Origin of the sequence: Actinokineospora enzanensis DSM 44649 (assembly GCF_000374445.1) — a bacterium.
Taxonomy (GTDB): Bacteria; Actinomycetota; Actinomycetes; order Mycobacteriales; family Pseudonocardiaceae; genus Actinokineospora; species Actinokineospora enzanensis.
Genome location: NZ_KB894419.1, coordinates 67,147 through 93,591 on the forward strand (window position 1 = coordinate 67,147; position 26,445 = coordinate 93,591).

Annotated in this window: 30 protein-coding genes; 16 read left to right on the forward strand and 14 right to left on the reverse strand. The window is 71.8% G+C overall.

The features are described from left to right. Nucleotides 1-169: 169 nt before the first annotated feature. From C503_RS0120070 to C503_RS0120080, 3 genes are read right to left on the reverse strand one after another with little or no spacing between them, the layout of a single operon-like run. Nucleotides 170-988: an SDR family NAD(P)-dependent oxidoreductase gene (locus C503_RS0120070; RefSeq protein WP_018684011.1), complete on the reverse strand. Its 819-nt coding sequence runs from the start codon at nt 986-988 to the stop codon at nt 170-172. Next, entirely contained in the window at nt 985-2,571 is a 1,587-nt protein-coding gene (locus C503_RS0120075; RefSeq protein WP_018684012.1) for a CocE/NonD family hydrolase, read from the reverse strand. Before C503_RS0120075 ends, C503_RS0120070 begins: the two co-directional genes overlap by 4 nt. Further along, nucleotides 2,568-3,443, reverse strand: a complete 876-nt coding sequence (locus C503_RS0120080; protein ID WP_018684013.1) for an NAD(P)-dependent oxidoreductase — start codon at nt 3,441-3,443, stop codon at nt 2,568-2,570. Before C503_RS0120080 ends, C503_RS0120075 begins: the two co-directional genes overlap by 4 nt. Nucleotides 3,444-3,621: 178 nt before the next feature. Between C503_RS0120080 and C503_RS0120085 the strand changes: the two genes are divergently transcribed. After that, the gene (locus C503_RS0120085) at nt 3,622-4,299 is read left to right on the forward strand and encodes an O-methyltransferase (protein ID WP_051114884.1); all 678 of its coding nucleotides are present in this window, start codon (nt 3,622-3,624) and stop codon (nt 4,297-4,299) included. Nucleotides 4,300-4,577: 278 nt separating this feature from the next. On the opposite strand, the gene C503_RS0120090 is transcribed toward C503_RS0120085, so the two are convergent. Beyond that, nucleotides 4,578-5,030 (reverse strand): MarR family winged helix-turn-helix transcriptional regulator, encoded by a 453-nt coding sequence (locus C503_RS0120090; RefSeq protein ID WP_018684015.1) that lies wholly within the window; start codon nt 5,028-5,030, stop codon nt 4,578-4,580. A gap of 94 nt (nt 5,031-5,124) precedes the next feature. On the opposite strand from C503_RS0120090, the gene C503_RS40070 reads away from it, so the two are divergent. Both C503_RS40070 and C503_RS0120100 read left to right on the forward strand, forming a co-directional pair. Beyond that, nucleotides 5,125-6,540, forward strand: coding sequence for an MFS transporter (locus C503_RS40070; RefSeq protein WP_018684016.1), 1,416 nt, complete (start codon nt 5,125-5,127; stop codon nt 6,538-6,540). 339 nt (nt 6,541-6,879) lie between these two features. Next, nucleotides 6,880-7,701: an AfsR/SARP family transcriptional regulator gene (locus C503_RS0120100; protein WP_018684017.1), complete on the forward strand. Its 822-nt coding sequence runs from the start codon at nt 6,880-6,882 to the stop codon at nt 7,699-7,701. 112 nt (nt 7,702-7,813) lie between these two features. Here the strand turns inward: C503_RS0120100 and C503_RS0120105 are convergent, their stop codons facing one another. After that, nucleotides 7,814-8,536 (reverse strand): GNAT family N-acetyltransferase, encoded by a 723-nt coding sequence (locus C503_RS0120105; RefSeq protein ID WP_018684018.1) that lies wholly within the window; start codon nt 8,534-8,536, stop codon nt 7,814-7,816. A 154-nt stretch (nt 8,537-8,690) separates the two neighbouring features. On the opposite strand from C503_RS0120105, the gene fdxA reads away from it, so the two are divergent. Together fdxA and dapC are read left to right on the forward strand one after the other, a co-directional pair. Further along, nucleotides 8,691-9,011 (forward strand): ferredoxin, encoded by a 321-nt coding sequence (gene fdxA, locus C503_RS0120110; RefSeq protein WP_018684019.1) that lies wholly within the window; start codon nt 8,691-8,693, stop codon nt 9,009-9,011. Continuing rightward, nucleotides 9,008-10,093, forward strand: coding sequence for a succinyldiaminopimelate transaminase (gene dapC / locus C503_RS0120115; RefSeq protein ID WP_018684020.1), 1,086 nt, complete (start codon nt 9,008-9,010; stop codon nt 10,091-10,093). Before fdxA ends, dapC begins: the two co-directional genes overlap by 4 nt. Nucleotides 10,094-10,178: 85 nt before the next feature. Here the strand turns inward: dapC and C503_RS40075 are convergent, their stop codons facing one another. Further along, complete coding sequence (locus tag C503_RS40075; protein ID WP_018684021.1) at nt 10,179-11,045, reverse strand: CHAD domain-containing protein; 867 nt, start codon at nt 11,043-11,045, stop codon at nt 10,179-10,181. 35 nt (nt 11,046-11,080) lie between these two features. Next, complete coding sequence (gene dapD / locus C503_RS0120125) at nt 11,081-12,076, reverse strand: 2,3,4,5-tetrahydropyridine-2,6-dicarboxylate N-succinyltransferase (RefSeq protein WP_245572534.1); 996 nt, start codon at nt 12,074-12,076, stop codon at nt 11,081-11,083. Nucleotides 12,077-12,120: 44 nt separating this feature from the next. Between dapD and dapE the strand changes: the two genes are divergently transcribed. The 3 genes from dapE to C503_RS0120140 all read left to right on the forward strand — a co-directional run bounded on the left by dapE (nt 12,121) and on the right by C503_RS0120140 (nt 14,714). Beyond that, nucleotides 12,121-13,188 (forward strand): succinyl-diaminopimelate desuccinylase, encoded by a 1,068-nt coding sequence (gene dapE / locus C503_RS0120130; protein ID WP_018684023.1) that lies wholly within the window; start codon nt 12,121-12,123, stop codon nt 13,186-13,188. 237 nt (nt 13,189-13,425) lie between these two features. Then, on the forward strand, nt 13,426-14,181 hold the full coding sequence (locus tag C503_RS0120135; protein WP_018684024.1) for an LOG family protein: 756 nt from the start codon (nt 13,426-13,428) through the stop codon (nt 14,179-14,181). After that, nucleotides 14,163-14,714 (forward strand): LOG family protein, encoded by a 552-nt coding sequence (locus tag C503_RS0120140; protein ID WP_018684025.1) that lies wholly within the window; start codon nt 14,163-14,165, stop codon nt 14,712-14,714. Before C503_RS0120135 ends, C503_RS0120140 begins: the two co-directional genes overlap by 19 nt. Before the next feature lie 60 nt (nt 14,715-14,774). Here the strand turns inward: C503_RS0120140 and C503_RS0120145 are convergent, their stop codons facing one another. Further along, nucleotides 14,775-15,446 (reverse strand): lysophospholipid acyltransferase family protein, encoded by a 672-nt coding sequence (locus tag C503_RS0120145; RefSeq protein WP_018684026.1) that lies wholly within the window; start codon nt 15,444-15,446, stop codon nt 14,775-14,777. Nucleotides 15,447-15,524: 78 nt separating this feature from the next. Here C503_RS0120145 and folP point away from each other — a divergent pair, with 78 nt between their 5' ends. Both folP and C503_RS0120155 read left to right on the forward strand, forming a co-directional pair. Next, nucleotides 15,525-16,412: a dihydropteroate synthase gene (gene folP, locus C503_RS0120150; RefSeq protein WP_033400835.1), complete on the forward strand. Its 888-nt coding sequence runs from the start codon at nt 15,525-15,527 to the stop codon at nt 16,410-16,412. Beyond that, entirely contained in the window at nt 16,409-17,326 is a 918-nt protein-coding gene (locus C503_RS0120155) for a glucosyl-3-phosphoglycerate synthase (protein ID WP_018684028.1), read from the forward strand. The genes folP and C503_RS0120155 overlap by 4 nt, the downstream gene beginning before the upstream one ends. Nucleotides 17,327-17,329: 3 nt before the next feature. On the opposite strand, the gene C503_RS0120160 is transcribed toward C503_RS0120155, so the two are convergent. Continuing rightward, nucleotides 17,330-17,797, reverse strand: a complete 468-nt coding sequence (locus C503_RS0120160) for a GNAT family N-acetyltransferase (protein WP_018684029.1) — start codon at nt 17,795-17,797, stop codon at nt 17,330-17,332. A 96-nt stretch (nt 17,798-17,893) separates the two neighbouring features. Between C503_RS0120160 and C503_RS0120165 the strand changes: the two genes are divergently transcribed. Genes C503_RS0120165 through C503_RS0120175 form a run of 3 tightly spaced genes read left to right on the forward strand, consistent with a single transcriptional unit; the run spans nt 17,894 to nt 19,184 of the window. Then, the gene (locus C503_RS0120165; protein WP_018684030.1) at nt 17,894-18,202 is read left to right on the forward strand and encodes a DivIVA domain-containing protein; all 309 of its coding nucleotides are present in this window, start codon (nt 17,894-17,896) and stop codon (nt 18,200-18,202) included. Further along, the gene (locus tag C503_RS0120170) at nt 18,199-18,639 is read left to right on the forward strand and encodes an SRPBCC family protein (RefSeq protein ID WP_018684031.1); all 441 of its coding nucleotides are present in this window, start codon (nt 18,199-18,201) and stop codon (nt 18,637-18,639) included. The genes C503_RS0120165 and C503_RS0120170 overlap by 4 nt, the downstream gene beginning before the upstream one ends. Then, nucleotides 18,636-19,184 carry a DNA-3-methyladenine glycosylase I gene (locus C503_RS0120175; protein ID WP_018684032.1) on the forward strand — a complete coding sequence of 183 codons (549 nt, stop codon included), beginning with the start codon at nt 18,636-18,638 and terminating at the stop codon, nt 19,182-19,184. The genes C503_RS0120170 and C503_RS0120175 overlap by 4 nt, the downstream gene beginning before the upstream one ends. Before the next feature lies 1 nt (nt 19,185). On the opposite strand, the gene C503_RS0120180 is transcribed toward C503_RS0120175, so the two are convergent. Both C503_RS0120180 and C503_RS0120185 read right to left on the reverse strand, forming a co-directional pair. Continuing rightward, on the reverse strand, nt 19,186-20,016 hold the full coding sequence (locus tag C503_RS0120180) for an enoyl-CoA hydratase-related protein (protein WP_018684033.1): 831 nt from the start codon (nt 20,014-20,016) through the stop codon (nt 19,186-19,188). 15 nt (nt 20,017-20,031) lie between these two features. Further along, complete coding sequence (locus C503_RS0120185; protein WP_026316512.1) at nt 20,032-20,823, reverse strand: PaaX family transcriptional regulator; 792 nt, start codon at nt 20,821-20,823, stop codon at nt 20,032-20,034. A 168-nt stretch (nt 20,824-20,991) separates the two neighbouring features. On the opposite strand from C503_RS0120185, the gene C503_RS44760 reads away from it, so the two are divergent. Both C503_RS44760 and C503_RS0120195 read left to right on the forward strand, forming a co-directional pair. Next, a complete protein-coding gene (locus tag C503_RS44760) occupies nt 20,992-21,159 on the forward strand; it encodes a DUF3117 domain-containing protein (RefSeq protein WP_018684035.1) in 168 nt (55 codons plus the stop codon). A gap of 41 nt (nt 21,160-21,200) precedes the next feature. Further along, on the forward strand, nt 21,201-22,730 hold the full coding sequence (locus tag C503_RS0120195) for a leucyl aminopeptidase family protein (protein ID WP_018684036.1): 1,530 nt from the start codon (nt 21,201-21,203) through the stop codon (nt 22,728-22,730). Here the strand turns inward: C503_RS0120195 and C503_RS40080 are convergent. Both C503_RS40080 and glgA read right to left on the reverse strand, forming a co-directional pair. Beyond that, nucleotides 22,652-23,209, reverse strand: coding sequence for a GtrA family protein (locus tag C503_RS40080; RefSeq protein ID WP_169514567.1), 558 nt, complete (start codon nt 23,207-23,209; stop codon nt 22,652-22,654). The two genes, C503_RS0120195 and C503_RS40080, sit on opposite strands and share 79 nt — an antisense overlap. A 52-nt stretch (nt 23,210-23,261) precedes the next feature. Next, nucleotides 23,262-24,422: a glycogen synthase gene (gene glgA / locus C503_RS0120205; protein ID WP_018684038.1), complete on the reverse strand. Its 1,161-nt coding sequence runs from the start codon at nt 24,420-24,422 to the stop codon at nt 23,262-23,264. Nucleotides 24,423-24,551: 129 nt separating this feature from the next. Between glgA and glgC the strand changes: the two genes are divergently transcribed. Then, nucleotides 24,552-25,778: a glucose-1-phosphate adenylyltransferase gene (gene glgC / locus C503_RS0120210; protein WP_211222428.1), complete on the forward strand. Its 1,227-nt coding sequence runs from the start codon at nt 24,552-24,554 to the stop codon at nt 25,776-25,778. Nucleotides 25,779-25,793: 15 nt separating this feature from the next. On the opposite strand, the gene C503_RS0120215 is transcribed toward glgC, so the two are convergent. Further along, nucleotides 25,794-26,444 (reverse strand): O-methyltransferase, encoded by a 651-nt coding sequence (locus C503_RS0120215; RefSeq protein WP_018684040.1) that lies wholly within the window; start codon nt 26,442-26,444, stop codon nt 25,794-25,796. Nucleotide 26,445 lies beyond the last annotated feature (1 nt).

The following is a 26,445-nucleotide window of genomic DNA, read 5'->3' on the forward strand; positions in this document are numbered from 1 at the left end:
TGTCGTCCGCGCCCTCGGAGCGGATCGGACCTTGCGACTCCAGCTTCCCGACCGGGACTGGAGACCTTCTGGAACACCAACGAAAATCGGGTCCAGCACCGCGGTATCCCCGCCTGTACGAGGAAAGGGGACCGGCTGGTGCCGGTCCCCTTTCGTGGTACTGCCTCGGTCAGCCCGGAATCGGGGCGCCCGCGCGCGCGAGTTGGGCGAGGGTCAGCTCCCACAGGCGTTCCCGGTCCCGTGGCCGACCGGCCATCGGGTGCGCGGGCGCGGGATCGCCCTGGTCCACATAGGATCCGGAAGGCAGTCGTGGCCGCGACATCGGCGCGAGGACGTTGGCGGCGCCGGTCTCCACGTCCAGTGCGGGGCCGCCATTGCCCTGTCGGACCATCTTCGTGTCGACGTACCCCGGGTTCACGCACACCGAGTGCACCGAGCCGTGGCGGGCGGCGAACTCGGCGGTGAAGACGGTCAATGCCAGCTTTGACCGCGCGTATGCCTTCATCCGCTCCCAACACACGTGCGACTCGGGATCCGACCAATCGAACACCGCCCGGTGGTGCGCGCTGGATCCCACGTTGAGCACGGTCGCCCCATCGAGCAGCGGCGCCAGGCCAGTGGTGAGGGCGAACGGGGCGAGGTAGTTGACCGCCCAGTGCAGCTCGAACCCGTCGGCGGACAGCCGCCGTTCGGACATGAGTCCGTTCGGGGTGAACACGCCCGCGTTGTTGACCAGCAGTGTCGGCGGCTCGTCCGCGTGCCGCAGCCTGCCGACCAGGTCGGCGATCTGGCCGAGACTGGCGAGATCGACCGCGACCGGGGTGAAGCGACCGTCGGGCAGCGACACCCGGAGCCGGTCGACGGCGTCGTTCGCCCGCCCCTCGTTGCGGCCGTGCACCAGCACATGATGGCCTTGCCTGGCCAGGTCCCGGGCCACGACCCAGCCGATCCCGTCGGTGGCACCGGTGACGATGGCGAGCCCGGTCATGACGTGTCACCTTCCAGCACAGGCAGCAGCAGCCGCGAAGGGTGGTCCGCGTTGTGATGGTAGGTGTCCGTGCCGACTTTCAGGCCGTAATCGTGGGTAAACGGTCCTTCCGTGAGCGGTGAATCGCCGTTGGTCAGTTCCAGCCGGATACGGTGGCCTGCCCTGAACACGTACGCGGCGGGGAGCAACTCAACCCGCAGCAGATAAGGCTGTCCGGGGACGAGCGGTTGTGGGTCGCGGTGTGTGTGGAACGGTCGGAGTGGCGTGCTCAGGACAGGATCTTCCGCGCGATGTGATGCGCGAAGCCAGCCTTGGGTGACCGGAATGGCTCGGTCCGGTGCGATGTCCCGGACCTTGGCATACACATCGGCATCCCTTTGGTCGCTGGATAGATAGAGCTCCAGCACTACCGGGCCCGCGATCGACAGCTCATGCTCCAGTGGTGGACTAGTCCAGGTGGTGACACCCGCGACCGGGTCCGGCCTGCCGTGCTCATCGAACGCGACGACGCCGAGCCGCCACTCCGGGCGCGGGTAGCTCCACGAGGTGGCGCCGCCCGGGTCTGTCCACACCAGACTGCCATCGTTCACCGACCGGACCTGGCCTGCCTGCTCGCCGGACAGGTACAGCGCCTGGGGAGCGATGTTCGCGGGCGGCCACCGGGACATCGTCCGATACTCGTCCGCGCCGCGCACCCACACCGTGACCGGCGGCTCGTCCAGCCTGCCGATGCCTTTGAGGTGGTGGTCGTACCAGGGGAGCAGGTATCGCTTGTGGAACTCCGGGTCGTCGAACAGGCTCTGCGCCCCCGCCACATCCGCCGCGCCGGTGACCAGCAACTTCTTCGGTCCGGTCAGGCGTTCGTAGCCGAGCAGGTTCCCGCGCAGGTGGAGCGGGCCCTTGCCCCAGCAGCCGATGGACAGCACCGGCACGTGCACCCGGTCGAGATCCCAGAACGGCGACCGGTCCCGCATCCAGTCGTCGTCGACCGGATGCCGCAGGATCTCGCCCAACAGTCCGTCCCGCAGACCTGCGGGCGGGTGGCCGCCCGCCTGGTGCAGCAACGTGATCCGGGCACTCCACCCGGCCGCGAAACCGGTCGACGGAATGCCGCCGTGGTAAAGGAAGTCCCGATAGATGTCGGTGTTTCCGTCGTAGGGCGCGATACAGGCCAGGTGCGGCGGATTCGCGCGGGCGGCGTTCCACTGGGCCATGGCGAAGTACGACTGGCCGATCATGCCGACCCGGCCGGTGCACCACTCCTGCCCGGCCAGCCATTCGACCGTGTCATACAGGTCGGCCGACTCGACCGGGCCGCCGAACGTCCACTCGCCGCCGGAGTCGCCCGTGCCACGCAGGTCCAGCCAGGCGAACGCGTAGCCGTGGTCGAGGTAGAAGGCGATCGGACCGGTCTCCCGGAACGGGAACAACGGGTGCGCGGGCAGATCACGCAAGACCTTGCGATAGGGCGCGGCGGCCAACAGCACCGGCACCGGCTCCTCGGTCTCCGGCAGGTACTTGGGTAGGTAGATGTCGATCGCCAGCCGGGTGCCGTCCCGGGCGGTGAGCCAGGTGCTCCTCACGCCCGGACCGCCCGCGCGGCCAGGAACGCCGCGGTCAGGTCCTTGTCCGCGTGCCCGAGTTCCGCCGCTCGCCGGTACTGCTCCCGCACGGCCTCCGCCACCAGCGCGGACGCCCCGGTCGCCCGGCCCACCGCGGTGATCAGCTCGGCGTCCTTGAGCGCGGACCGCACGGAGAACGTGGGCGCGTAGTCGCCCGCGAGCACCGCGCCGCCCTTGAACCGGGCGTACGCCGTCCCCAGTGGACTGTCCTCTATCGCGTCCAGGAACAGCTGAGGATCCAGCCCGGCCGACTCGGTCAGCGCCATGGCCTCCAGCAGGGCCAGGGTCACCGCGAGGACCCAGCTGTTCACCGCCAGCTTGAGCCTGCTGGCCTCGGTGCCCTCGCCGACCCACAGCGTCCGCGCGCCGATGGCGGCCAGCACCGGATCGAGGCGGTCGGTGCGCGGACCGGAGATGAGCACGCCCAACCTGCCCTCGCCCGCGGCCCTGGGCGGGCCCACCACCGGTGTGTCGTAGAACGGCACGCCGTGTTCTGCGGCCAGGACGGCCAGATCGTCGATCGCGCCGCCGACCGTGCTGGTCTGCAACCACACCGCGCCCGGCGCCAGCAGCGGCAACGCCTCCCGCGCCGCCGTCGCCACCACGTCCGCGTCGAGCAGCATCGTGATGAGCACGCCCGCGCCCTCGGCCGCCGTCGCCGGCGAGGAGTGCGCGGTGGCGCCCAGCTCCACCAGGGGCGCGGCCTTGGCGGGTGTCCGGTTGTACACGCGCACCGGGAAACCCGCGCGGAGCAGGCAGCGGGCGATCCCGCCGCCCATCATCCCGGTGCCGAGGACGGCGACCGGACGTCGGTCGGTCGGGGTGCTGGCCATGGTGATCTCCCTCGTCGGCGCGGCTGGGTACGGCGTACCCAGCGTCACCGGGCAGCCCGCAGCCCCGCTGGAGCGGTACCGGACCGATGGGCGCTCCACCGTCGCTCAACCGGCGCGACCGGGCGCCACTGCCAGCCTGGGGTGCGGCCAGAAACCGAACGAGGTGGCGGGAGCACACATGACCTACGGGATGGATGTCCGCGAACCCATGCGGGTGCCGCAGTCGGCCGAGATCATCGACTACGTGGTGCGCAACGGTGCGCGTCTCGACGACGCGCACCGGTTCCTGATCGACCGCACGCGTGAGCTGTTCGGCGACCGGGCGGGCATGCAGATCGCGCCGGAGCAGGGTGCCCTGATCAGCCTGCTGACCCGGCTCATCGGCGCCCGCAAGGCGGTCGAGGTCGGCACCTTCACCGGGTACTCCGCGCTGTGCATCGCCACCGGCCTGCCTGCCGACGGCGAGCTGCTGTGCTGCGACATCAGCGAGGAATGGACCGGGCTGGCCCGCGAGGGCTGGCGGCGCGCCGGTGTGGACGACCGGATCCGGCTGCGCATCGGCCCGGCCCTGGACACCCTGCGCGGGCTGCCGGACGTCGCGGACATCGACCTGTCGTTCATCGACGCCGACAAGCCCGGATACCGGGCGTACTACGAGGAGCTGCTCCGCCGCACCCGGCCCGGCGGCCTGATCCTGCTGGACAACGTCCTGTTCGGCGGCCGGGTCCTGGACCCGGCCGCGGACGGCCCGGCCGCCGCGCTGCGCGAGCTGAACCCGGCTCTCGCCGCGGACGACCGGGTCGACCTGGTGGTGCTGCCGCTCGCCGACGGCCTCACGCTCGCCCGCAAACGCTGACCTTCCCGCCGCCTGCCGACGGATCCGCCCGGATCGGCAGGCTCCCCGCGTTTGCAGGCATATGCGGCCCCGGCCGGTCGGCGCGGTACCGGTGCACCGACCGGTACCGCCCGGCCTGCCGGTGCGCCGCCCACTGCGCTGCTTGAAGCACTACTGCTCGAAGCACTGCCCACATGGCTGCCCGAACGGCCGCCCGGGGTGGGGTGTGCCGCGCAAGTGAGTACGGGTTCCAGTTGACTGGCCCCGGGTCCGCCGGACCCGGGGCCAGTCGCACGTGGTCAGTCCTCGGCAGGCGCGGGCGCCGGTGCGGCCGGGGTGCTGTCGGCCAGCGCGGCGGCCATCCGGGCCAGGCCGTCGCGCAGCTGGTCGCGCTCGGCGACGGTGAGCAGCGCGGTGGCCCGGCGCTCCAGCTCGGCCAGCTCGTTCATCACCGACTCGCGCAGGGACAGGCCCAGCTCGGTCAGGTGCAGCCGGACCAGCCTGCCGTCCGACTCGTCCGGTCTGCGACGCAGCAGTCCGGAGGTCTCCATCCGGGTGGCCATCTTCACCACCGTGGGGGTGGCCAGCCCCAGTCCGGTGGCGATCTGACCCGGCGTCTGGCCGTCACGCTCCCAGAGCGCCTCCAGTACCAGGTTCTGCCCGACCCGCACGCCGTGGCGGATCATCGCGGCATCGGCGGCGGACCGCATCAGTTTGGCGGCCCGGGTGAAGGTGGCGATGAACTCCGACACGTCCGGCAGTCTAGCGCCCCCGGAGATTGATTGACGGCTAATGATTTTCCTCCTAGTCTCGATCGGTAGCTGGCTACCAAACACGGGGAAGATCATGGAAGTGGCCGTCGTCCGCACCCGGCGCGCGCTCCTCGGCGCCGGGCTGGCGATCTTCATGGCGATGCTGGACAGCAGCGTGGTGGTCGTGGCGCTGCCCGCGATCGAGACCGACCTTGGCGTACCCACGACCACGGTCGAGTGGGTGGTGCTCGCGTACACGCTCGCCCTGGCCTGCCTGGTGGTGCCCGCCGGTCGCTGGCTGGACCGGGTCGGCACGCGCAACGCGCTGGTCAGCGCCCTGCTGGGGTTCCTGGCCACCAGTCTGCTGGCCGCCATCGCGCCCACGGCGGCGCTGCTGATCGCCGCGCGCGCCGCGCAGGGGTGTTGCGCCGCGGTGCTGTTCGCGGCCGTCCCGGCGATCGCGGCCACCGTGTCCGCGCCCGGCGCGCAGGGCCGCACCCTGGGCGTCATCGGCGCGATCGGGCCGCTCGGCGCGGTCAGCGGCCCGGCCGTCGGCGGTCTGCTGGTCGGGGCCGCGGGCTGGCCCACGATCTTCCTGATCAACCTGCCGATCGGCGCGGTCGCGATCGCCGCGCTGGTCAGCGCGTTGCCGGGGGACGGGTCGCTGCGCGCGCCGCGCTCACATGAACTCGCCGAGGCCGCGCTGTTCGGGGCCGCGGTCGCCGCCGTGCTGCTGGGGCTCACGTTCGCGGCCGAGGCGGGCCCGTGGTGGGGAGCGCTGGGCTTGGCCGCCCTCCCGTTGTTGATCGCCTGGAACCGGGTGTCCGGCAGGCACCCGCTGGTCGACCTGCTCGGCCGGGGACGCGCGGGCGGCCTGCTCGGCGCGATGGCCCTGACCACGACCGGCGGCACGATCCTGCAGTTCCTGGCCCCGTACTTCCTGCTGCGGGTGGTCCAGGCGACGCCCGGCGAGGTCGGGTTCACCGTGCTGGCGTTCCCGCTGGCGATGGCCGCCGTCGGACCGCTGGGCGGGGCCGCCGCCGACCGTTGGGGACCACGACGGGTGTCGGTGCTCGGGGCCGCGGTGCTGACAGTCGCGCTGGCGCTGGCGGTGCCCGCCGCGTCGGGTTGGGGGCCGGTGGACATCGCCTGGCGGATGGCGCTGGCCGGGCTCGGCCTCGGGCTGTTCATCGGCCCGAACCAGGTCGCCATCATGGCCGCGGCGGGCCGGTCCCGGCTGGGCGTCGCCGCCGCGGCCAGCGGCCTGGCCCGCAGCCTGGCGTTCTCGCTCGGACCGGCGCTGGCCACGGCCGCCTGGGCGCTCGGCGGCTACGCCCCGGCGGGGATGCGCGCAGCGTTCGGCCTCGCCTGCGGGCTCGGCCTGCTCGCCGTGGTCCTGGTGCTCGTCGGGCGGGGCGACGGGAACCGGACAGGGAATATTCGGGAAAGCGCGCCGCCCGAGGGTGCGGTCATTGTTGGCACATCCGAGCGGGATGTCTCGGAAGCGTGACCGGGTGCCGATCCGCGCCGCCGGGTATTCTCGATCATGGCCGGGGAAGTCCGCCGAGCCGGGGCCGCACGGCCGTCCGGACGGAATTCCCGGGCCGACCGACGGGCTAGTCAATTGGAGTGAAGGCGCTGGCGCCCGATCGGCGTTCGGGTACACTCTGGAATGTCGTGTGGGAATTGAACTGGGGTGTGTCAGTCAGTCTGCACAGTCGGTCTGCGCAGTGGGTCCGCGTGGTCGGCACGTGGCCATTGCGTGGGCACCGTGGGGTCGGTGCCGCAGCTCATGAGGGATGCCGGGAAAGGTTTCTATATCTATTTCCGTGAAAATTGGGGGAAAGAAGTGATCAAGGTTTCCGTGCTGGGCCCGCTACGCCTGGACGGGGCCGGGGGCTCGTTCGCGCCCACCGCGTCCAAACCCAAGAAGGTGCTCGCCCTGCTGGCGTTCCGGGCCAACCGGCCGGTCTTCGCCGCCGAGCTTATCGACGAGATCTGGAACCAGCACCCGCCCGCCACCGCGCTGGGCACGCTGCAGACCTACATCCGCCAGCTGCGCAGGCTCATCGAGAAGGCGCTTGGGCCGGGCGCCACCGTGGGCGCGCACCAGGTCCTCGGCACGCTGGCGGGCGGCTACCAGCTCAACCTCCCGCCCGGCCACCTCGACCTTGAGGTGTTCCACACCCGCGCGCGGGAGGGCAGGCAGGTCCTCGACGATGGCGACGACCAGGCCGGATCCGAGCTGCTCGGCTCCGCGCTGCGGCTGTGGCGCGGCCCGGCGCTGTTCGACGTCGAGCACGGGCCGCTGCTCAGTCTGCACATGAGCAGGCTGGAGCAGTGCCACCTCGGCGTCACCGAGCAGCGCATCGAGGCCGACCTGCGGCTGGGAAGGCACCAGGAGGTGCTCGGCGACCTGGCCGTGTTGACCAAGGTGCACCCGTTCAACGAGAACCTGCGCGCGTTGCAGATGGTCGCCCTCTACCGGGCGGGCCGCCGCCGCTCGGCGCTCCAGGTCTTCCACGAGCTGCGCCAGGTGCTGGTCGACGAACTGGGCCTGGAACCGCCGCTGCGGTTGCACCGCCTACAACACGCCATCCTGTCGTCGGCGCCGGAATTGGAATTGCCCGCCCAGTCCGTGCACCCGCTCGACCGGTTGCTCACCTCGTGACCGGCGGTGGAAAAGTGGTATTTCGACGGTCCGTGCCCGGGTGGTCGCGCTGTTCCGTTCCGGCGCGCCGGTGACTCCGCAATGCTGCGGATATCGGGTGGGCGGGCGTCGATCAGTCGACAGGCGCCCAATACCGGTAGCGATGAGATTCGATGTAATCGAAACCGCGGTATAAAGTGCGCGCGGCCGTGTTGTCCGTGGAAACCTGCAACACCCGACCCGTCGCACCGAGTGCGGCACCCCAGGTGTCCAGGCCCGCGAGCAATTCGGTGGCGATGCCGCGCCGCCGATACTCCGGCAGCACCTCCACCACCGCGATGTACAGCCAGGTGCCGACCAGGCAGCCGCGCGCGACCCCGACCAGCCGGTCGTCGCGGTGCACCGAGGCGTAGCCCACCCGGGGCCCACCGGTGAGCACCCGGCGCTGCGCCGGCGACACCGCGCCCCGCACGGCCAGCTCCAACCAGCCCGCGGGCGGCACGTCGGCCACCCGGGCGCCGGGCCCGGTCGCGGAGAGTGGGCTGTGCAGCACCGACGACTCCGCACCCTTCGGGTGCGCCAGGTTCACCCGCCACCCGGCGCCCGCCAACCGCTCCTCCCATGGCGAACCCACCACGACCTGCGCATACGGCCGGATGGCGTGCTCACGCGCGAACCGCACCACCGAGGCAAGCGCCGCCCCGGCCGGGACCCCGGGGTCGCCGTGCGTGAGCGCGCTGTTCCCCCGGCCGGTGTACCCCTCGGACGCCCGCAGCCGCCACCCGCCCAGGCGCCGCTCGACCACCGGTGGCCACGCGTCCGCACAGACCTGTTCAAGTACCTCGACGGTGTCCACCCGGGGATTCTCCGGGACACTCGTAGGGGTCCCGTATCCCGGTGTGACCTAGATAGCACCGGGTGCGTGCGACTACGCGGATCGGTAGATACTGTCGACAGTCGCGCGTCCTCCCGAATGCGCGCGCCACACCATGAAGGAGCAGGAGAGCGCAGTGACCTACGTGATCGCCGAGCCCTGCGTCGACATCCTCGACAAGGCGTGCATCGAGGAGTGCCCGGTCGACTGCATCTACGAGGGCGACCGGATGCTCTACATCCACCCCGACGAGTGCGTGGACTGCGGTGCCTGCGAACCGGTCTGCCCGGTCGAGGCCATCTACTACGAGGACGACGTGCCGGACCAGTGGTCCACCTACACCAAGGCCAACGTCGACTTCTTCAACGACCTCGGTTCCCCCGGCGGCGCCGCCAAGACCGGCAAGGTCAGCGCCGACCCGGACTGGATCAAGGCCCTCGACCAGCGCGGCGAGTGACCTTCCCCGCGCTCCCGGACTTCCCCTGGGACGTCCTCGCCGACCACGCCGCTCGGGCTCGGACGCACCCGGACGGCGTGGTCGACCTCTCCATGGGCACCCCGGTCGACCCGGTGCCCCAGGTCATCCAGGCCGCCATGGGCACGGCCGCCGAGCTCCCGGGCTACCCGACCACACACGGCCTGCCGGAGCTTCGCGCGGCGGTCGTCGCCGCGATGGCCCGTCGGCACGGCGTGCCCGACCTTGACCCGGTGGCGGTGCTGCCGACCATCGGTTCCAAGGAGCTGGTCGCCTGGCTGCCGACGCTGCTGGGCGTGCGGTCGATGGTGATCCCGGAGGTCGCGTACCCGACCTATGAGGTCGGTGGGCGGCTCGCGGGCATCGAGGTCACCCGGGCGGACGGGCTGCTCGCGCTGGGTCCCGCCACCCCGGGGCTGGTGTGGATCAACTCGCCATCGAACCCGACCGGCCGCGTGCTGCCGGTGGAACACCTGCGCAAGGTTGTCGCGTGGGCGCGGGAGCGGGGGAGCATCGTCGCTTCCGACGAGTGCTATCTGGCTCTCGGGTGGGAGACCGAGCCGGTGTCCATCCTGCATCCGTCCGTGTGCGACGGGGACGTGACCGGGTTGCTGGCCGTGCACTCGTTGTCGAAGATCTCCAGCCTGGCCGGGTATCGGGCCGGGTTCGTGACCGGGGATCCCCGGTTGGTCCGCGGGTTGCTGGAGGTTCGCAAGCACGCGGGGATGATCGTGCCCCGGCCCATCCAGGCGGCGATGGTCGCCGCGCTGGTGGACGACGGGCATGTGGTGGCGCAGAAGGAAAGGTTCGGGGCTCGGCGGGTTCGGCTGCGGCACGCGCTGGAGTCGGTCGGGTTCCGGATCGACCATTCGGAGGCCGGGCTGTACCTGTGGGCCACCCGGGGCGAGTCTGCCTGGTCCACAGTGGAGTGGCTGGCCGAGCGCGGGATCCTGGTCGCGCCCGGGACGTTCTACGGGCCCAGTAGCGGCGAGCATGTGCGAGTCGCGCTGACGGCGACGGATGAGCGGATCGACGCGGCCGTGGAACGGCTCAAGGCCGCCTAGTGGTGCGTTCTGGGTCGCACCGCTAGCCAATAGGCATACGAAATCCGCCCTGCTGGAAACCGGCTGGCTTCCAGCAGGGCGGGGTTCAGAGCTCGCCCAGTGCCGATCGGGCGTAAGTGTCCACATCGGCCAGAGCGCCTCGCCACTGCGCCCGGCAACCGGCCTTCTTGCCTCGTTCCCGCTCGACCAACCGCCCGGCGACGAACACCACGTCCACCGGGACCCCATCACCGAGATCGCTCAGCAGCCGCCGGACAAGCGTCTCGGCGATGACTGCGTCCTGGTGATCCCCGAGAATGTCCTGGAACTCCTTGGTGGCCTTCACCAGCGCCCGAATCCGCCTCTTGGCGGCGGACTCGGCCATCTCGGCCGCATACCGCAACCGCTTGCCGTGGATCCGCAGCTCGTGCAGATCGTCATCCGGCGGATCCTCGCCCAAAGCCGCCGCGGCCCGCATCAACTTCCGGTGCGGCTTCCGGACAACCGTGATCAACGCGGGCGGCTCGTCCTCATCGGCGACAGCGGCCGGAACCACGACCCGCTCGGAAGCCGCAGTGCGCAAGGCTTCCAGCAGCTTCGTGTACCGCTTGCCGCGTAACACCTTCAGCATCTTCCGCCGCGCGTCAGCCCGCTCCACGACAAGCCCGTGCAGCAGCGTCTCCACGGCCGCCAGCTCGTCGGCGTCGAAGCCGACGGTCTGCGCGCGCAGGTTGTCCAGCTGGACGTCGAGGTCCCGGACCGCGCCCAGGGCGGAGCCGAGCCACTTCAGCTCGGCGTCCAGCTCGGGCGCGGTCAGGCCTGCCTTCAGTGCCGCGCGGGCGCGGCGGACCGCGACGCGCATCTGGTGGACGTGTTCCGGGTCGGTGCCTTGGCGGGCGCCGTCGGTGCGGGCGGCTAGCTCGGTCGCTTGCGCGCCGAGACGGGTGCGGATGTGCTCGCCGAGGTCAGTCACGCCGCCATGGTATTCGTAGAATGTTCACGCACGGTTCAGTCGTTGGCGTGCAATGCCGCGTTCAGCTCGATGCCCCGGCCGTCGCGGGAGACGACCTCGACCGTGCCGGTGGCCGAATTCCGGCGGAACAGCAGGCCGGACTCGCCGGACAGCTCGCGGGCCTTCACCAGGGTGCCGTCGGACAACGTCACCTTCGTGCCCGCTGTCACGTACAGGCCCGCCTCCACCACGCAGTCGTCGCCGAGGGAGATGCCGATGCCCGCGTTGGCGCCCAACAGGCAGCGCTCGCCGATGTTGATGGTCTCCTTGCCACCACCGGACAGCGTGCCCATGATCGAGGCGCCACCGCCCACGTCCGAGCCGTCGCCGACGACCACACCAGCCGAGATGCGGCCCTCGACCATCGACGCGCCCAGCGTGCCCGCGTTGAAGTTGACGAAGCCCTCGTGCATGACCACGGTGCCGGTCGCCAGGTGCGCGCCGAGGCGGACGCGGTCGGCCTCGGCGACGCGGACCCCGGCGGGCAGCACGTAGTCGACCATGCGCGGGAACTTGTCGACGCCGTAGACGGTGACCTGGCCCCGGGCGCGCAGCCGCAGACGGGTCGCCTCGAAGCCGTCCACCGGGCACGGACCGTGGTTGGTCCACACCACGTTCGCGAGCACGCCGAACACGCCGTCCAGGTTCTGGCCGTGCGGATGCACCAGCCGGGTGGACAGCAGGTGCAGCCGCAGGTACGCGTCGTGTGCGTCGGCGGGCGGGCTCTCCAGGTCCTCGATCACCGTGCGGACCGCGACCACCTCGACCCCGCGCGCGGGGTCCGGGCCCAACAGCGCCGTGACCCCCGCGCCCAGCACCTCGACGGCTTGCGCCTCGGACAGCCGGGTGGTGCCGGACGGGCCGTCGGCGCCCAGTCGGGGGTTCGGGAACCAGGTGTCCAGCACCGTCCCGTCGGTGGCCACGGTGGCCAGTCCCACCCCGTGGGCGCCCTGGTTCGAACGGTCGATCTCAGTCACTTCTGCGCTGCTCACAGCCAACACGGTAGCCAATCCGGGACCGGGTAGCGTGCCGGGACATGACCGTTGCGTTGGATCTCACGACCGACCCCGTCGAGCTCACCGCCGCCCTGGTGGACGTGCCGAGCGTGTCCGGCGAGGAGGCCGTCCTGGCCGACGCCGTGGAGCACGCGCTGCGCGCCCAGGCCGGTCATTTGGAGATCATCCGCATCGGCAACAACGTGCTCGCGCGCACCAACCTGGGTCGTCCGTCGCGGATCGTGTTCGCCGGGCACCTGGACACCGTGCCGGTCAACGACAACCTGCCGTGCAGGCGCACCGAGGGCTTCCTGCACGGCCTCGGCACCGTCGACATGAAGGGCGGCGACGCGGTCATGCTGCATCTCGCCGCCACGGTCACCGCGCCAAGGCACGACCTGACGTTCCTGTTCTACGACTGCGAGGAGGTCGCGGCGGTCCGAAACGGACTGAACCAGGTCCAGCGCGACTACCCCGAATGGATGACCGGCGACCTCGCTGTGGTCTGCGAGTCCTCCAACGCCATCGTCGAGGCGGGCTGCCAGGGCACCATGCGCGTCGAGCTGCGCGCCACCGGCAAGCGCGCGCACGTCGCCCGGGGCTGGATGGGCGTCAACGCCATCCACGCGTTCGCTCCCGCGCTGGCCACGCTCGCCGCGTACGAGTCCCGCGAGGTCGACATCGACGGCTGCCACTACCGCGAGGGGCTCCAGGCCGTGCACATCGAGGGCGGCGTCGCGGGCAACGTCGTGCCGGACGCGGCGCTGCTGCGGGTCAACCACCGCTACGCCCCCGACCGCACTCCCGAGCAGGCCGAGGCGTTCCTGCGCGAGACCTTCGCCGACTACGACCTGACCGTCGTCGACTCCGCCGCGGGCGCACTGCCCGGCCTGACCGCCCCGGCCGCCCGCGAGCTCGTCGAGGCCTCCGGCGGCGCCCCGGTCGCCAAGCTCGGCTGGACCGACGTCGCCCGCTTCGCCGCGCTCGGCATCCCGGCCGTCAACTTCGGACCCGGCGACCCGACCCTCGCGCACACCCAGCAGGAACACGTGCCGACCGCCGACATCGAGCGCTGTGCCCAGGTCCTGCGGACCTTCGTCTGCGGCTAACGGACCACCAACCGACGGCCACTCAGCGAATAGTCGTCCGCGTCCAAACGAGATCCACCCAATCGGCCTAGACTGTGCTCCATTTTCTCCCGCCACCCGCCCCCTCGTCCCCGCCCGGCACCGTCCCCCGGCAGGCAACCACACCGCCACCACCGCGCAGGGCACGTCGCGAGACGAACTGCAACGGACTCGTGAAGCTCGGCCTAGACTCGCCGCGTGACAACAGACTCACCCGCAGTGCCTGAGGAGCACCCCCGCGAGCGCCAGCGCGGCCCGGTCACGCTGCGCCGTGGCCGCAGCGACGAGACCACCACCACCGACCAGCGGCTGCTGGACTCGCGCGGCCCCAGCGACTGGGTGCACACCGACCCGTGGCGGGTGCTGCGCATTCAGGCCGAGTTCGTGGAGGGCTTCGGCGCGTTGGCCGAGGTGCCGCGCGCGGTGACCGTGTTCGGCTCGGCCCGCACCCAGCGCGAAGACCCGGAGTACCAGCTCGGACGCGACATCGGCGGCGCGCTCGCCAAGGCGGGCTTCGCCGCCATCACCGGCGGCGGCCCCGGCGCGATGGAGGCGGTCAACCGGGGCGCCTCGGAGGCGGGCGGGCTGTCCATCGGCCTCGGCATCGAGCTGCCCTTCGAACAGGGCCTCAACCCGTGGGTCGACCTCGGCGTGAACTTCCGCTACTTCTTCGCCCGCAAGACCATGTTCATCAAGTACTCGCAGGCCTTCATCTGCCTGCCCGGCGGCTTCGGCACCCTGGACGAGCTGTTCGAGGCGCTCACCCTGGTGCAGACCAAGAAGGTCACCAAGTTCCCGGTCGTGCTGTTCGGCACCGCGTACTGGGGCGGCCTCTACGACTGGCTGCGCGCGTCGGTGCTGGCGGGCGGCAAGATCGGCGAGAAGGACATGGCCCTGCTGCACCTCACCGACGACGTCGACGAGGCGGTCGGCGTGGTGGAGAAGGCGTACCAGGCGTGGAGCGACGCGCATTGAGCCGCGCGGTCGCGGTCTACTGCGGGTCCAACGAGTCCGTGCCGCGCGCCTATCTGGATTTGGCCGATGAGGTCGGGGCCGGATTGGCGGCGCGTGGCTGGTCGCTGGTGTGGGGCGGGTCCGCCGCGGCGATGATGGGATCGGTCGCTCGCGCCGCTCGCCGTGGTGGTGCTTACACGCTCGGGGTCATTCCGCGCGGGTTGGTCGACCTGGAGTTCGCCGATCCGGACGCGGATGAGCTGATCGTGGTGGACACGATGCGGGAGCGGAAGCGTGAGATGGACTCCCACGCGGATGCTTTTCTGGCGCTGCCCGGTGGTTTGGGGACCTGCGAGGAGTTGTTCGAGGTCTGGACGTCCGGGTATTTGCGGATGCATGACAAGCCGGTGGTGTTGCTGGATCCGGATGATCACTGGGCCGGGCTGTTGGAGTGGGTGCGAGAGCTGCATTCGCGCGGGTTCGTGTCGCAGGCGGGCCTTGATGGGCTGGTTGTGACACGGACCGTGGACGAGGCGTTGGCCGCCTGCGGATAGGTCCTGCTTTCGTGGGTGGCTCGATAGGTTCATATCGAGCCACCCACGCAAAGACCGATTTCAGGCAGCCTCGCCGGGACGCTTGTGATAGGAGTCGACATACTCCTGCCCGCTCAACTCCAGAATCGCGTACATGACCTCATCGGTCACCGCACGCCGAATCGGCAGCGAGTTGGCCAACCCGTCATAACGACTGAAGTCCAGCGGCTCACCAAACCGCACCGTAATGCGATGCGGACGAGGGAACTTCTTCCCGGCGGGCTGCACCTTGTCGGTCCCGATCACCGCCACCGGAACCACGAGCGCGTTGTGCTCCAACGCCAACTGCGCCACCCCGGTCCGCCCCCGGTGCAGCTTCCCGTCCAGCGACCGAGTCCCCTCCGGGTGGATCGCGAATGCCTCGCCCCGGTCCAGCACCTCGCCCGAGACCTCCAACGAGGCCAGCGCGGCACGACTGTTGTCCCGCTCCACCGGGATCGCGCCGACAGCCCGGAACAGCATCCTGACCAGGCGCTTGCGGGGCGAACCGACTGCGAAGTACTCCGCCTTCGCCAGGAAGGCCACCTTGCGCGACACCATCATCGGCACCAGGAAGCTGTCGATCACCGCGAGGTGGTTGATGGCCAGGATGACCGGCCCCTTCGCGGGTACCCGCTCGGCGCCCTCGACCCTGGGCCGCAGGTAGAGCCGGGCCAGGAACGCGAGCACGGCGCGCAGGGTGCGGTACAACATCGGGAAGGCCTCCTAGGTCCGCCTCAAGGGTAGCCAGTGGGCGCGTCGGGCACCGCAGGGCGGAGACGCCGCTCACGCATGGCACGATCGGTGCCCGTGACCACTATCCGGTTCGGTGTGCGCGAGGTGCCGCAGGACCGCGCCCTGGTGATGGCGATCGTCAACCGTACCCGCGACTCGTTCTACGACCGCGGTGCCACCTTCGACGAGTCCGCCGCGCTGGCCGCGGTGGACCGGGTGGTGGCCGAGGGGGCCGACATCGTCGACATCGGCGGGGTGCGCGCGGGCTCGCACGGCGAGCCGGTGGACGCGGCCGAGGAGGTGCGGCGGGTGGTGCCGTTCGTGGCCACCGTGCGGGCGCGCCATCCCGCGTTGGTGATCAGCGTCGACACCTGGCGGCACGAGGTCGGCCGGGCGGTGTGCGAGGCGGGCGCGGACCTGATCAACGACACCTGGGCAGGCGCGGACCCGCGGCTGGCCGAGGTCGCCGCCGAGTTCGGGGTCGGCATCGTCTGCTCGCACACCGGCGGCGCCGCGCCGCGTACCGACCCGCACCGGGTCCGGTACACCGACGTGGTCGCCGAGGTGGTGTCCGAACTGGTGGCCCGCGCCGAACGCATGGTCGCGCTGGGGGTGCCGCGCGAGGGCGTGCTGATCGACCCGACGCACGACTTCGGCAAGAACACCTGGCACGGCCTGGAACTGCTGCGCAGGCTGGACGAGCTGGTCGGCACCGGCTGGCCGGTCCTGATGGCACTGTCCAACAAGGACTTCATCGGCGAGACCCTTGGCGTCGGCCTGGACGAGCGGGTCGACGGCACGCTGGCGGCCACCGCGGTCGCGGCCTGGGCGGGCGCCCGGGTGTTCCGCGCGCACGAGGCAGGCCGCACCCGGCACGTCGTCGACCTGGTCGCGGGCATCGCGGGCACCCGCCCACCCGCGCACGTCGTCCGGGCCCTGGCGTGACCGGTCTGCACCGCACCACCTGGCAGAGTCCGGAGTGGACGGTGTCGGAGCTGGTCCTGGCCAAGGGCGCCCGCACGGTGAGCGTGGTGCTGCCCGCGCTGAACGAGGAGCACACGGTCGGCCAGGTGGTCGCCTCGGTGCTGCCGCTGCTCGGCACCCTGGTCGACGAGCTGGTAGTCATGGACTCCGGCTCCACCGACCGAACCCGCGAACGCGCCGCCGCCGCGGGCGCCCGGGTGGTCAGCCGGGACGACGTACTGCCCTCGGTCGAACCCCGGCCGGGCAAGGGCGAGGTCCTCTGGCGCTCCCTGGCCGCGACCAGTGGCGACCTGGTCGTGTTCCTGGACTCCGACCTGGTGGACCCGGACCCGTCCTTCGCCCCCGCCCTGCTCGGCCCCCTGCTGACCGCCACCGGCGTCCACCTGGTCAAGGGCTTCTACCGCCGCCCGCTACGCCTGGAATCGGCCGAACTGGACACCGGCGGCGGCCGGGTGACCGAGCTGCTGGCCCGCCCTGTCCTCTCGGCGCTCCGCCCGGAGCTGTCCCACGTCATCCAGCCCCTGGGCGGCGAATACGCGGCCACCCGCGAGTTCCTGACCTCGGTCCCCTTCGCCGCGGGCTACGGCGTGGAGATCGGGCTCCTGCTGGACGCCCATTCCCGCTACGGCCTGGCAGGCCTGGCCCAGGTCAACCTGGGCGTCCGCAAACACCGCAACCGCTCCCTCCGCCAACTCGGCGTCATGGCCCGCCAGATCCTCGGCACCGCCCTGGACCGCTGCGGCATCCCCGCCGCCACCACCGACTTCATCCAGTTCGTCCAGGTAAGCGACGAATGGCTCCCCGACCACACCAAGCTCCTCATCGCCGACCGCCCACCCATGGACGAGGTCGGGAACGCCTGCGTGGAATCGTGAGAGTCACAACGCCAGGGTCAGCTCGTACTCGGTCACCGTCGGGTCGTTCGGGAAGGCCATCGTCTCGCCTGTGCGGGTGAAGCCGAGGCGGTCGTAGAAGCGGATCGCGCGCGGGTTGTTCTCCACCACCCACGCGTTCACCCGCGAGCTACCCGACTCCCGCGCCCACTCCACCACCGCCGCGATCAACCCGGTCGCCAGCTCCGTGCCCCGCGTCTCCGGCGCCGCCCACACCGAGATCAACCCGGCCACATCCCCCGGCATCCCCGCCGCCACCCCGACCGCCCGGTCCGCCGACCAGCCCAGGAACACCGCGTGCCTGGTGGGCCACGAACGCCAGTGCGAGTCCGGCAGGGGCTGTTCACGCGCCAGGTTGGAGGCGAACGCGTACGGGGCGTCCGCCAACGCCCGTAGGCGGACCGCGCGCAGATCGGACCAATCGTCGGGGGTGGCGCGGCGGATGTCGGGCATGGCGGGGAGGTTCCCCAGTGACCGACACGCCGGGCAAGCGGTTTTTCTCCGGCCCGACCGATGCGCCGACCCCGGTTGGCGTGCCACGATCTGCCCGTGACCACCGCTCTCATCTACCTCGTCGTCATGGTGCTCGTGGCGGCCGTGGTGTTCCTGCTGGCCTCCCTGGTGTTCGGCCGGGGCGAGGAGCTGCCCCCGCTGCCGCCCGGCGGCACGCCCACCCGGCTGCCCGGCCATGACCTGACCGGGGACGACGTGCGGCAGGTGCGCTTCCAGCTGGTCTTTCGCGGCTACCGGATGACCGAGGTGGACTGGGTGCTCAAGCGCCTGGGCGGGGAGATCGACCAGCTGCGGGCGCAGGTGGCCGAGCTGGAGCGCGGCCGGGCGGTCGAAGAGACCAGGTGATCGAGGTCACCGAGCGGGTCGAGGTGGCCGCCCCGGCGGCGGTGACCTGGGCGGCGCTCACCGACTGGCGGCACCAGGGCGACTGGATGCTCGGCACCGAGGTGCGGGTCGTGGCGGGTGACGGCGCCGGTCCCGGGTCGCGGCTGGTGGCGGTCACCGGTGTCGGTCCCCTGGGGTTCACTGACCACATGGAGATCACCACCTGGGACCCGCCGCATCGTTGTGTCGTGCGCCACACCGGCGGGTTCGTGCGCGGCACCGGGGAGTTCGAGGTGCTCGACCGGGGCGCGGGCTCCACGTTCGTGTGGCACGAGCGGCTGCGGCCGCCGCTGGGCAGGCTCGGCGAGCTGGGCTGGGTGGTGGTCGGCCCGGCGTTCCGGCTGGGCGTGCGGGCGTCGCTGCGGCGGTTCGCCAGGTTCGCGGAGGCGCGGGCATGAGCGACCGCGTCCGTTGCGCCTGGGGCGACTCCACACCCGACTACGCCGAGTACCACGACACCGAGTGGGGTGTCCCGCTGCGCGGCCAGAACGAGATGTTCGAGCGGGTCAGCCTGGAGGCGTTCCAATCCGGACTGTCCTGGATCACGATCCTGCGCAAGCGGGAGTCCTTCCGCGCCGCCTTCCTCGGGTTCATCCCGGAGAAGGTCGCCGAGTTCAGCCCGGACGACGTCGAGCGGCTGATGGCCGACGCGGGCATCGTGCGCAACCGCGCCAAGATCGAGGCCACCGTCCGCAACGCGCGCGCCATCGGTGATCTCGACCGGCCGCTGGACGAGCTGCTGTGGTCGTTCGCCCCGACCGGCCCGCGCGTGCGCCCGGCGACCATGGCCGACGTGCCCGCCGTGACGCCCGAGTCCAAGGCCATGGCCAAGGAGCTCAAGCGCCGCGGGTTCGCCTTCGTCGGTCCTACCACCTGCTACGCGTTGATGCAGGCCACCGGCATGGTCGACGACCACATCGCCAGCTGCTGGCGGGCCTGCTGACTCACCGCCCGGTGAACCGCGGCGGCCGCTTCTCCACGAACGCGGCGACGCCCTCCCGGTGGTCGATGGTCGCGCCCGCCTCGGCCTGGGTGCGGCCCTCCACCGCCAGCCCCTCGGCCAGTGTGCCGCCCGCCGAGGCCAGCAGCGCCTCCTTGATCTTGGCGTAGGCGGTGGTCGGCCCGGCCGCCAGCCGCGCGGCCAGGTCGTGCGCGACCTGGGTGACCTGCTCCGGCGGCACCACCTGGTTGACCATGCCCAGGGCCAGCGCCTCGTCCGCGGTCACCGGCGCGCCCAGCAGCATCATCTCCATCGCCCGGCCGTAGCCGACCAGGCGCGGCAGGGTCCACGCCGAACCGGAGTCGGCGGTCAGGCCGATGCCCGCGAAGGCCATCAGGAACTTCGCCGAGCTGGACACGATCCGCAGGTCGCAGGCGTAGGCGAAGGACGCGCCCGCGCCTGCGGCCATCCCGTTGACCGCGGCGATGATCGGTTTGGGCAGCGTGGTGATGGCCGTCACGATCGGGTTGTAGTGCTTCTCCACCGTCGACAACGGTGACGGGTCGCCTGCCGCGAGCAGGGCCAAGTGTTCTTTCAGGTCTTGACCGCCGCAGAAGGCCTTACCGGCGCCGGTCAGCACCACCGAGCGCACCGCCGGATCCTCGCCCGCGGCGAGCAGGGCGGCCAGCAGCGTCTCCTTCAGCTCGACCGTCAAGGAATTGAACGAGTCGGGGCGGTTGAGGGTCAGGGTGCGCACACCGTCGCGGTCTTCCACGGTCAGCACTGTCGACACTGACTGCACCTTCCTGCCGGTAACCAGGTCATCACCCTGCATACCATCCACGGCCGGTCACGCCGATGACCTCTGCTTTCCCAGGCAGTCGTCCACGAACTGAGAAGCCGCCGGTGCCAGCCGCGCTGTCTGCTCGTCGAAGAACCGCGCCGCTGCCTGTCCCGGCCAGTCCGGCGGCAGTAACTCGGCGGGCAATCCCGGATCCTGGAACAGGAACTTCCGCCACGCGTGCAGCAACCGCTGCGCCCCCGCGAACGCCGCCGCGGGCGCCGACGCGTCCACAACGGACATCACCGGCGCCCACTGGTCCACAAACCCCCGGTAGCGCTCACCCAACCCGGTGAGATCCCACGCGCGCGCGGCCAGCTCCGCGTCGTCCCCCTCGTGCGCGCCGTGGAACACCCGAGCGGTCACCTCCTCGGCCGCCAGTACCTCCGCGAGCTCCGCTGACGGCCGCGGCGCCACCCAGGTCGCGGGGCCGAGCGGACCGTAGCCGAGCAGTCGCAACGAGGAGGCGAGCCGCTCCCGACCACCTCGCGCGGGCAGTTCCTCCAGCACCACCACGTGCCAGCGGTGTTCCCATGTGGACGGACCGGTGCGGTAGATGCGGGCCCCGGCCTCGTCCAGCCGCCGCTCCGCGCGCGGGGTCAGCGCGTAGCCCGGCCCGCCCGCCAGCCGTACCGGGGCCAGCCAGCCCTGACGGACCATTCTGGACACCGCGGTCCGGATCGCGGGCGCGCCGAAGTCGAGCGGGGCCAACAGCCGCACCAGCGCGGCGATGGCGGCCGAGCCGTCCCGCTGCCGCAGGTGGCCGCCGAAAACGTCGAAGAGGGCGGAACGGGCGCGCACGGCGGTCGAGTCTGGCAGGCTGCCGGGTCTCGGCGCCACCTATCGTGGCCGGTCACCCGACACGCGATGATCGGTTCCGATTTCACCGCCGCGAGCCGGATGGGGGAGAATGGCGCGGACCCGTCGGTTCGCCGCCGGGTGGGCAGGCTATGACGGAGGGAGCACGCTATGGCGGCCATGAAGCCCCGGACCGGGGACGGTCCCCTCGAAGTGACGAAGGAGGGCCGGGGCATCGTGATGCGCGTCCCGCTGGAGGGCGGCGGACGTCTGGTGGTCGAGATGACCCCGGAGGAGGCCAGCAACCTCGGCGACGCCCTCAAGTCCGCCGCGGGCTGAGTCCCGCCCGAGTCCCATCCCCGTCCCGCTCGGAGGAACGCTTGACCACGCCGGTGCCGACCTTGCCGACGACGCTGCCCGACGTGGAGGTGGCCGCCGGGACCCGCGCGGGCGTCCCGGTCGTGGTGCTCTGCCGTACACCGGACGGCGACGGTCCGGTGCCGCTCGGCCCCGGCGCCGCCGACCTGCCCGCGGCCTGGGTCGAGGCGGTCGGCCTCACCGGTGCCCGCGGCGAGGTGCGGGACGGTCCGGTCGGCTCCTCGGTGCGCTGGGTCGTCGGTGTCGGCGCCTGCGAGCCCGAGCACTGGCGGACGGCGGGCGCGGCGCTGGCCAGGGCCGTGCACCAGCGGCTGGCCACGCTCGCCGACGCGGGCACCGATCCCGGGCCCGACCAGGCGGTACAGGTCGAGCTGCCTGCCCAGGACGCGGCCATCCCGGCCGATGACGAGGCCATCGCGCAGTTCGCCCGCGGGCTGCGGCTTGGCGGCTACCGGTTCACGGTGAGCAGGGCGGCCACCCCGCCGGGCCTGCGCACCGCCCGGCTGGTGGTGTCCGAAAAGGACCGTCGCGAGCGGATCGCGGCGGAGCTGGCCAGGTCCGCCGCGCCCGCCGCGGCCACCGCCTTCGCCAGAGACCTGGCCAACACCCCGTCCAACGTCAAGGACCCGGCCTGGCTGGCGCGCACCGCCGCGCGGGCCGCGGCCAAGGTCCCCGGCCTCACCGCGCACGTGCGCGACGAGCGCTGGCTGGCCGAGCAGGGCTTCGGCGGCGTGCTCGCGGTCGGTGCGGGCTCCACCCGCCCGCCCCGCCTGCTGCACCTGGACTGGTCCCCGGCCGACGCCGAGGGCCCGCACCTCGGCCTGGTCGGCAAGGGCATCACCTTCGACACCGGCGGCATCTCGATCAAGCCCGCGGACGGCATGCACCTGATGCGCACCGACATGGCGGGCGGTGCCGCGGTGATCGCGGCGACCATCGCGGTGGCCCGGCTCGGGCTGCCGGTGCGGGTCAGCGCGCTGGTGCCGTGCGCGGAGAACCACGTCTCCGGCTCGTCCTACCGGCCCGGCGACGTGGTGCGCCACTACGGCGGCCGCACCACCGAGGTCAGCAACACCGACGCCGAGGGCCGCATGGTCCTGGCCGACGGCCTGGTCTACGCGCGCGAGGCGCTCGGTGTGGACGTCCTGGTCGACGTCGCCACGCTCACCGGCGCCATGAAGGTCTCACTCGGCCTGCGCATCGGCGGCCTGTTCGCCTCCGACGACGACCTCGCCGCGCGGATCACCGACGCGGGCGCGGCGGCGGGGGAGCGCTGGTGGCGGATGCCGCTGCTGGACCAGTACGCCGCCGAGGTGCCCAGCGACATCGCCGACGTCCGGCAGTGCCCGCCCGGCCCCGGTGCGATCACCGCCGCGCTGTTCCTGCGCGAGTTCACCGGCGACCTGCCGTGGGCGCACCTGGACATCGCCGGACCGGCCCGCGCCGACCGGGTCTACGACGAGGTCGTGCCCGGCGCCACCGGGTTCGCCGCGCGCACCCTGGTCGAGCTGGTCGCCTCGTACGCGGGCTGATCCGCGCGGTCGGCCTGCTCTGTTCGGTCGGCCAGGTCGGCCCGCTCCGCTTGGTCGGCCCGGTCGGCGAAGACCCGGTCGAGGAACGCGTACTTGGCCACGAACACCGGCAGCCCGCCGAGCACATAGGTCACGTTCAGCACCAGCGACCGCGCCGACCGGTCCGCGACCAGCGGCTGCACCAGCCACTCCGCCGCCGTGGTCAGCAGCACCGAGACGATCCCGCCCAGCACGGTGACCACGATGTACCCGACCACCTGCCTGCTCAGCCGCGGCATCCCGCGCTGACCCCAGGCCCACCAGCGGACCATCACGAAGTGCGGCACCGCGCCGACGGCGAACGCGATCGTGCTCGCCACCGCCGCGCCAACGCCGCTCCACGCGTACAGCCCGTACAGCACGAGCTGGCTGATGCCCGTGGCGATCAGCGAGGCCACCGAGTAACGCGTGAAGCGGACCCGCACGCCATTCCGTCGCACGGCCCTCACGGTATGCGCGCCCGAGTGGCGTTTCCGTCAACCCGGGCGGACGTCACGGGAGTTCACGCACTGTGCGGTAGACATCCACGGTCTGTTCCGCAACGGACGCCCAGGAGAACTCGCGCCCGGCCCGCTGCCGCCCGGCCACACCCATCGCCGCCGCCCGGCCGGGGTCGGCCAGCAGCCGGTTGACCGCGTCGGCCAGCCCGGCCCGGAACTCCTCGGTCCCGGCCTCGTCGTAGTGCACCAACAGCCCGGTCTCGCCGTCCGCGACGACCTCCGGGATACCGCCCACATCGGAGGCGACCACCGCGGTGCCGCAGGCCATCGCCTCCAGGTTCACGATGCCCAGCGGCTCGTACACCGACGGGCACACGAACACCGTGGCGTGGCTGAGGAACTGCCGCACCTCCTCGGTGCGCAGCATCCGCTGGATCCAGAACACGCCCTCGCGCGCCGCCGCCAGCTCGGCCACCGCGGCCCTGGTCTCCTCGGCGATCTCCGGCGTGTCCGGCGCGCCCGCGCACAGCACGACCTGCGCGGCCGGGTCGATCCGGTGCGCGGCGGCAATCAGGTGCGCCACGCCCTTCTGCCGGGTGATCCGCCCGACGAACACCACGGTCGGCCGCTCCGGGTCCACCCCGTGCGCGACCAGCGCGTCCACTTCGGACACCGGGTGGTAGGCGGTCGAGTCGATCCCGTTGCGGACCACGTGCACGCGCGCGGGGTCCAGTTCCGGGTAGACCGTCAGCACGTCCCGGCGCATACCGTCACTGACCGCGATCACCGCGTCCGCGGCCAGGTACGCGGTCCGCTCCGCCCAGCAGGACAGCCGGTAGCCGCCGCCGAGCTGCTCGGCCTTCCACGGCCTGCGCGGTTCCAGCGAATGCGCGGTAATCACGTGCGGGATGCCGTGCAGCAGCTTGGACAGGTGCCCGGCCATGTTCGCGTACCAGGTGTGCGAGTGGACGACGTCCACACCGCCGACAGCGGCCGTCATGGACAGATCCGCGGACAGTGTCCGCAACGCCGCGTTCGCGTGCTCCAAACCGGCCGCCGCGTTGTGCGCGGTGGCGTCCGCGCGGTCGCCGCCGAAGCAGTGCACGTCCACCTCGACCAGCTCCCGCAGCCGGGGGACCAGGAAACCGACGTGCACGCCCGCGCCGCCGTAGACCTCGGGTGGGTATTCACGGGTGAGGAGTCCGATACGCACGACCTCACCGTAGTCGCCGCGAGACCCGTTCCCCGGACCGGAACGCCGTGCGGCGCCCGGGTGAACGGTCAGGCAACGCACGCCCACACGGAGTAGCACGTCTGGCAGGACCATCACGCGGACGGTTAGATGACAGGTGTGAAGGGCAAGCCGCGCGTACTCGGGATCGTGTTGGCGGGTGGCGAGGGAAAACGACTGTGGCCCCTCACCGCCGACCGAGCCAAGCCCGCGGTGCCTTTCGCGGGCAACTACCGGCTGGTCGACTTCGTGCTGTCCAACCTGGTCAACGCGGGCTTCCACCAGCTGTGCGTGCTGACCCAGTACAAGTCCCACTCGCTCGACCGGCACATCTCCACGACGTGGCGCCTGTCGAACGTGCTCGGCCAGTACGTCACCCCGGTTCCCGCCCAGCAGCGGTTAGGACCGCGCTGGTACACGGGCAGCGCCGATGCCATTTACCAGTCGCTGAACCTGGTCTATGACGAGCGCCCCGACCACATCGCGGTGTTCGGCGCGGACCACGTGTACCGGATGGACCCGGGCCAGATGCTGGGGCAGCACATCGACTCCGGCGCGGGCGTCACCGTGGCGGGCATCCGGGTGCCGCGCGTCGAGGCGCGCGCGTTCGGCTGCATCGACTCCGACCAGACCGGGCGCATCACCCGCTTCCTGGAGAAGCCCGACGACCCGCCCGCGGTGCCGGACGACCCGGACGTCACCTTCGCCTCGATGGGCAACTACATCTTCGCCACCGACGCGCTGGTCGAGTCGCTGCGCGCGGACGCCGCCGACCGGGACTCGCTGCACGACATGGGCGGCGACATCATCCCCATGCAGGTCGACGCGGGCACCGCGCACGTCTACGACTTCGCCGACAACGTGGTGCCGGGGGAGACCGAGCGCGACCGCGGCTACTGGCGCGACGTCGGGACCCTGGACGCCTACTACGACGCGCACATGGACCTGGTGTCCGTGCACCCGGTGTTCAACCTCTACAACATGCAGTGGCCGATCCGCACGGCCACGCCGCCGCTGCCGCCCGCCAAGTTCGTCAACAGCGGCACGGCGACCGAGTCCATCGTCGGGCCCGGGTCGATCATCTCCGGGGCCACCGTCACCGACTCGGTGATCAGCTCGGACGTGGTGATCGAGGACGGTGCGGTGGTCGAGGGCAGCGTGTTGCTGCCGGGCGCGCGCATCGGCAAGGGCGCGGTGGTGCGGCGGGCGATCCTGGACAAGAACGTGGTCGTCGCCGACGGTGCCCGGGTCGGGGTGGACGCGGAGGCCGATCGCGCGCAGTACACGATCAGCGCGGGCGGGGTTGTGGTGCTCGGCAAGGGCACCCGGGCCGAGTAGCCAGGGGTCGCACCACTAGCCCGTCTTGGCGGCGAGCAGGAGGCCGTCGCCGAGGGGCAGCAGCAGCGGGACCAGGCGATCGTCCTCGCGGACGACCCGCACCAGCTCGCGCAGCGCCAGCGTCTCCGCGTCCCGGCGGGCCGGGTTGGCCACGTTGCCCTGCCAGAGCACGTTGTCGAAGGCCAGCACGCCGCCGGGGCGCAGCAGCCGGACGCCGTGGTCGGCGTAGGCGGGGTACTCGGTCTTGGCGGCGTCCACGAACAACAGGTCGTAGCCGCCGTCGCTGAGCCGGGGCAGCACGTCCAGCGCCCGCCCCATGATCAACCGGGTGCGGCCGGGGGCGATCCCGGCGGCCCGGAACGTGCGCTTGGCCGCGGCCTGCACCTCCGGCTCGACGTCGATCGAGGTCAGCACGCCGTCCGGGGCCATGCCGCGGAGCAGGTGCAGCCCGCTGACCCCGACCCCGGTGCCGATCTCGACCACCGCCCTGGCCCGCAGCGCGGCCGCCAGGAACCGGAGCGCGGCACCCCCGCCGACCCCCACCGGGGCGCAACCGAGCTGGTCGGCCATGGCGCGCGCGGCAGCGAGCACGTCGTCCTCGCCGAGGAAGCCCTCGACGTACGCGCTCAGCTCCGCCGCGCCGACGGCGGCCGGTTCCGGTCCCACG

Coding starts and splice junctions, on each gene's coding strand:
- C503_RS0120070 (WP_018684011.1), bottom strand. CDS start 988: ATGACCGGGCTCGCCATCGTCACCGGTGCCACCGACGGGATCGGCTGG.
- C503_RS0120080 (WP_018684013.1), bottom strand. CDS start 3,443: ATGGCCAGCACCCCGACCGACCGACGTCCGGTCGCCGTCCTCGGCACC.
- C503_RS0120085 (WP_051114884.1), top strand. CDS start 3,622: ATGACCTACGGGATGGATGTCCGCGAACCCATGCGGGTGCCGCAGTCG.
- C503_RS40070 (WP_018684016.1), top strand. CDS start 5,125: ATGGAAGTGGCCGTCGTCCGCACCCGGCGCGCGCTCCTCGGCGCCGGG.
- dapE (WP_018684023.1), top strand. CDS start 12,121: ATGACCGTTGCGTTGGATCTCACGACCGACCCCGTCGAGCTCACCGCC.
- C503_RS0120145 (WP_018684026.1), bottom strand. CDS start 15,446: ATGTTGTACCGCACCCTGCGCGCCGTGCTCGCGTTCCTGGCCCGGCTC.
- folP (WP_033400835.1), top strand. CDS start 15,525: ATGGCACGATCGGTGCCCGTGACCACTATCCGGTTCGGTGTGCGCGAG.
- C503_RS0120160 (WP_018684029.1), bottom strand. CDS start 17,797: ATGCCCGACATCCGCCGCGCCACCCCCGACGATTGGTCCGATCTGCGC.
- C503_RS0120175 (WP_018684032.1), top strand. CDS start 18,636: ATGAGCGACCGCGTCCGTTGCGCCTGGGGCGACTCCACACCCGACTAC.
- C503_RS0120180 (WP_018684033.1), bottom strand. CDS start 20,016: ATGCAGGGTGATGACCTGGTTACCGGCAGGAAGGTGCAGTCAGTGTCG.
- C503_RS44760 (WP_018684035.1), top strand. CDS start 20,992: ATGGCGGCCATGAAGCCCCGGACCGGGGACGGTCCCCTCGAAGTGACG.
- glgC (WP_211222428.1), top strand. CDS start 24,552: ATGACAGGTGTGAAGGGCAAGCCGCGCGTACTCGGGATCGTGTTGGCG.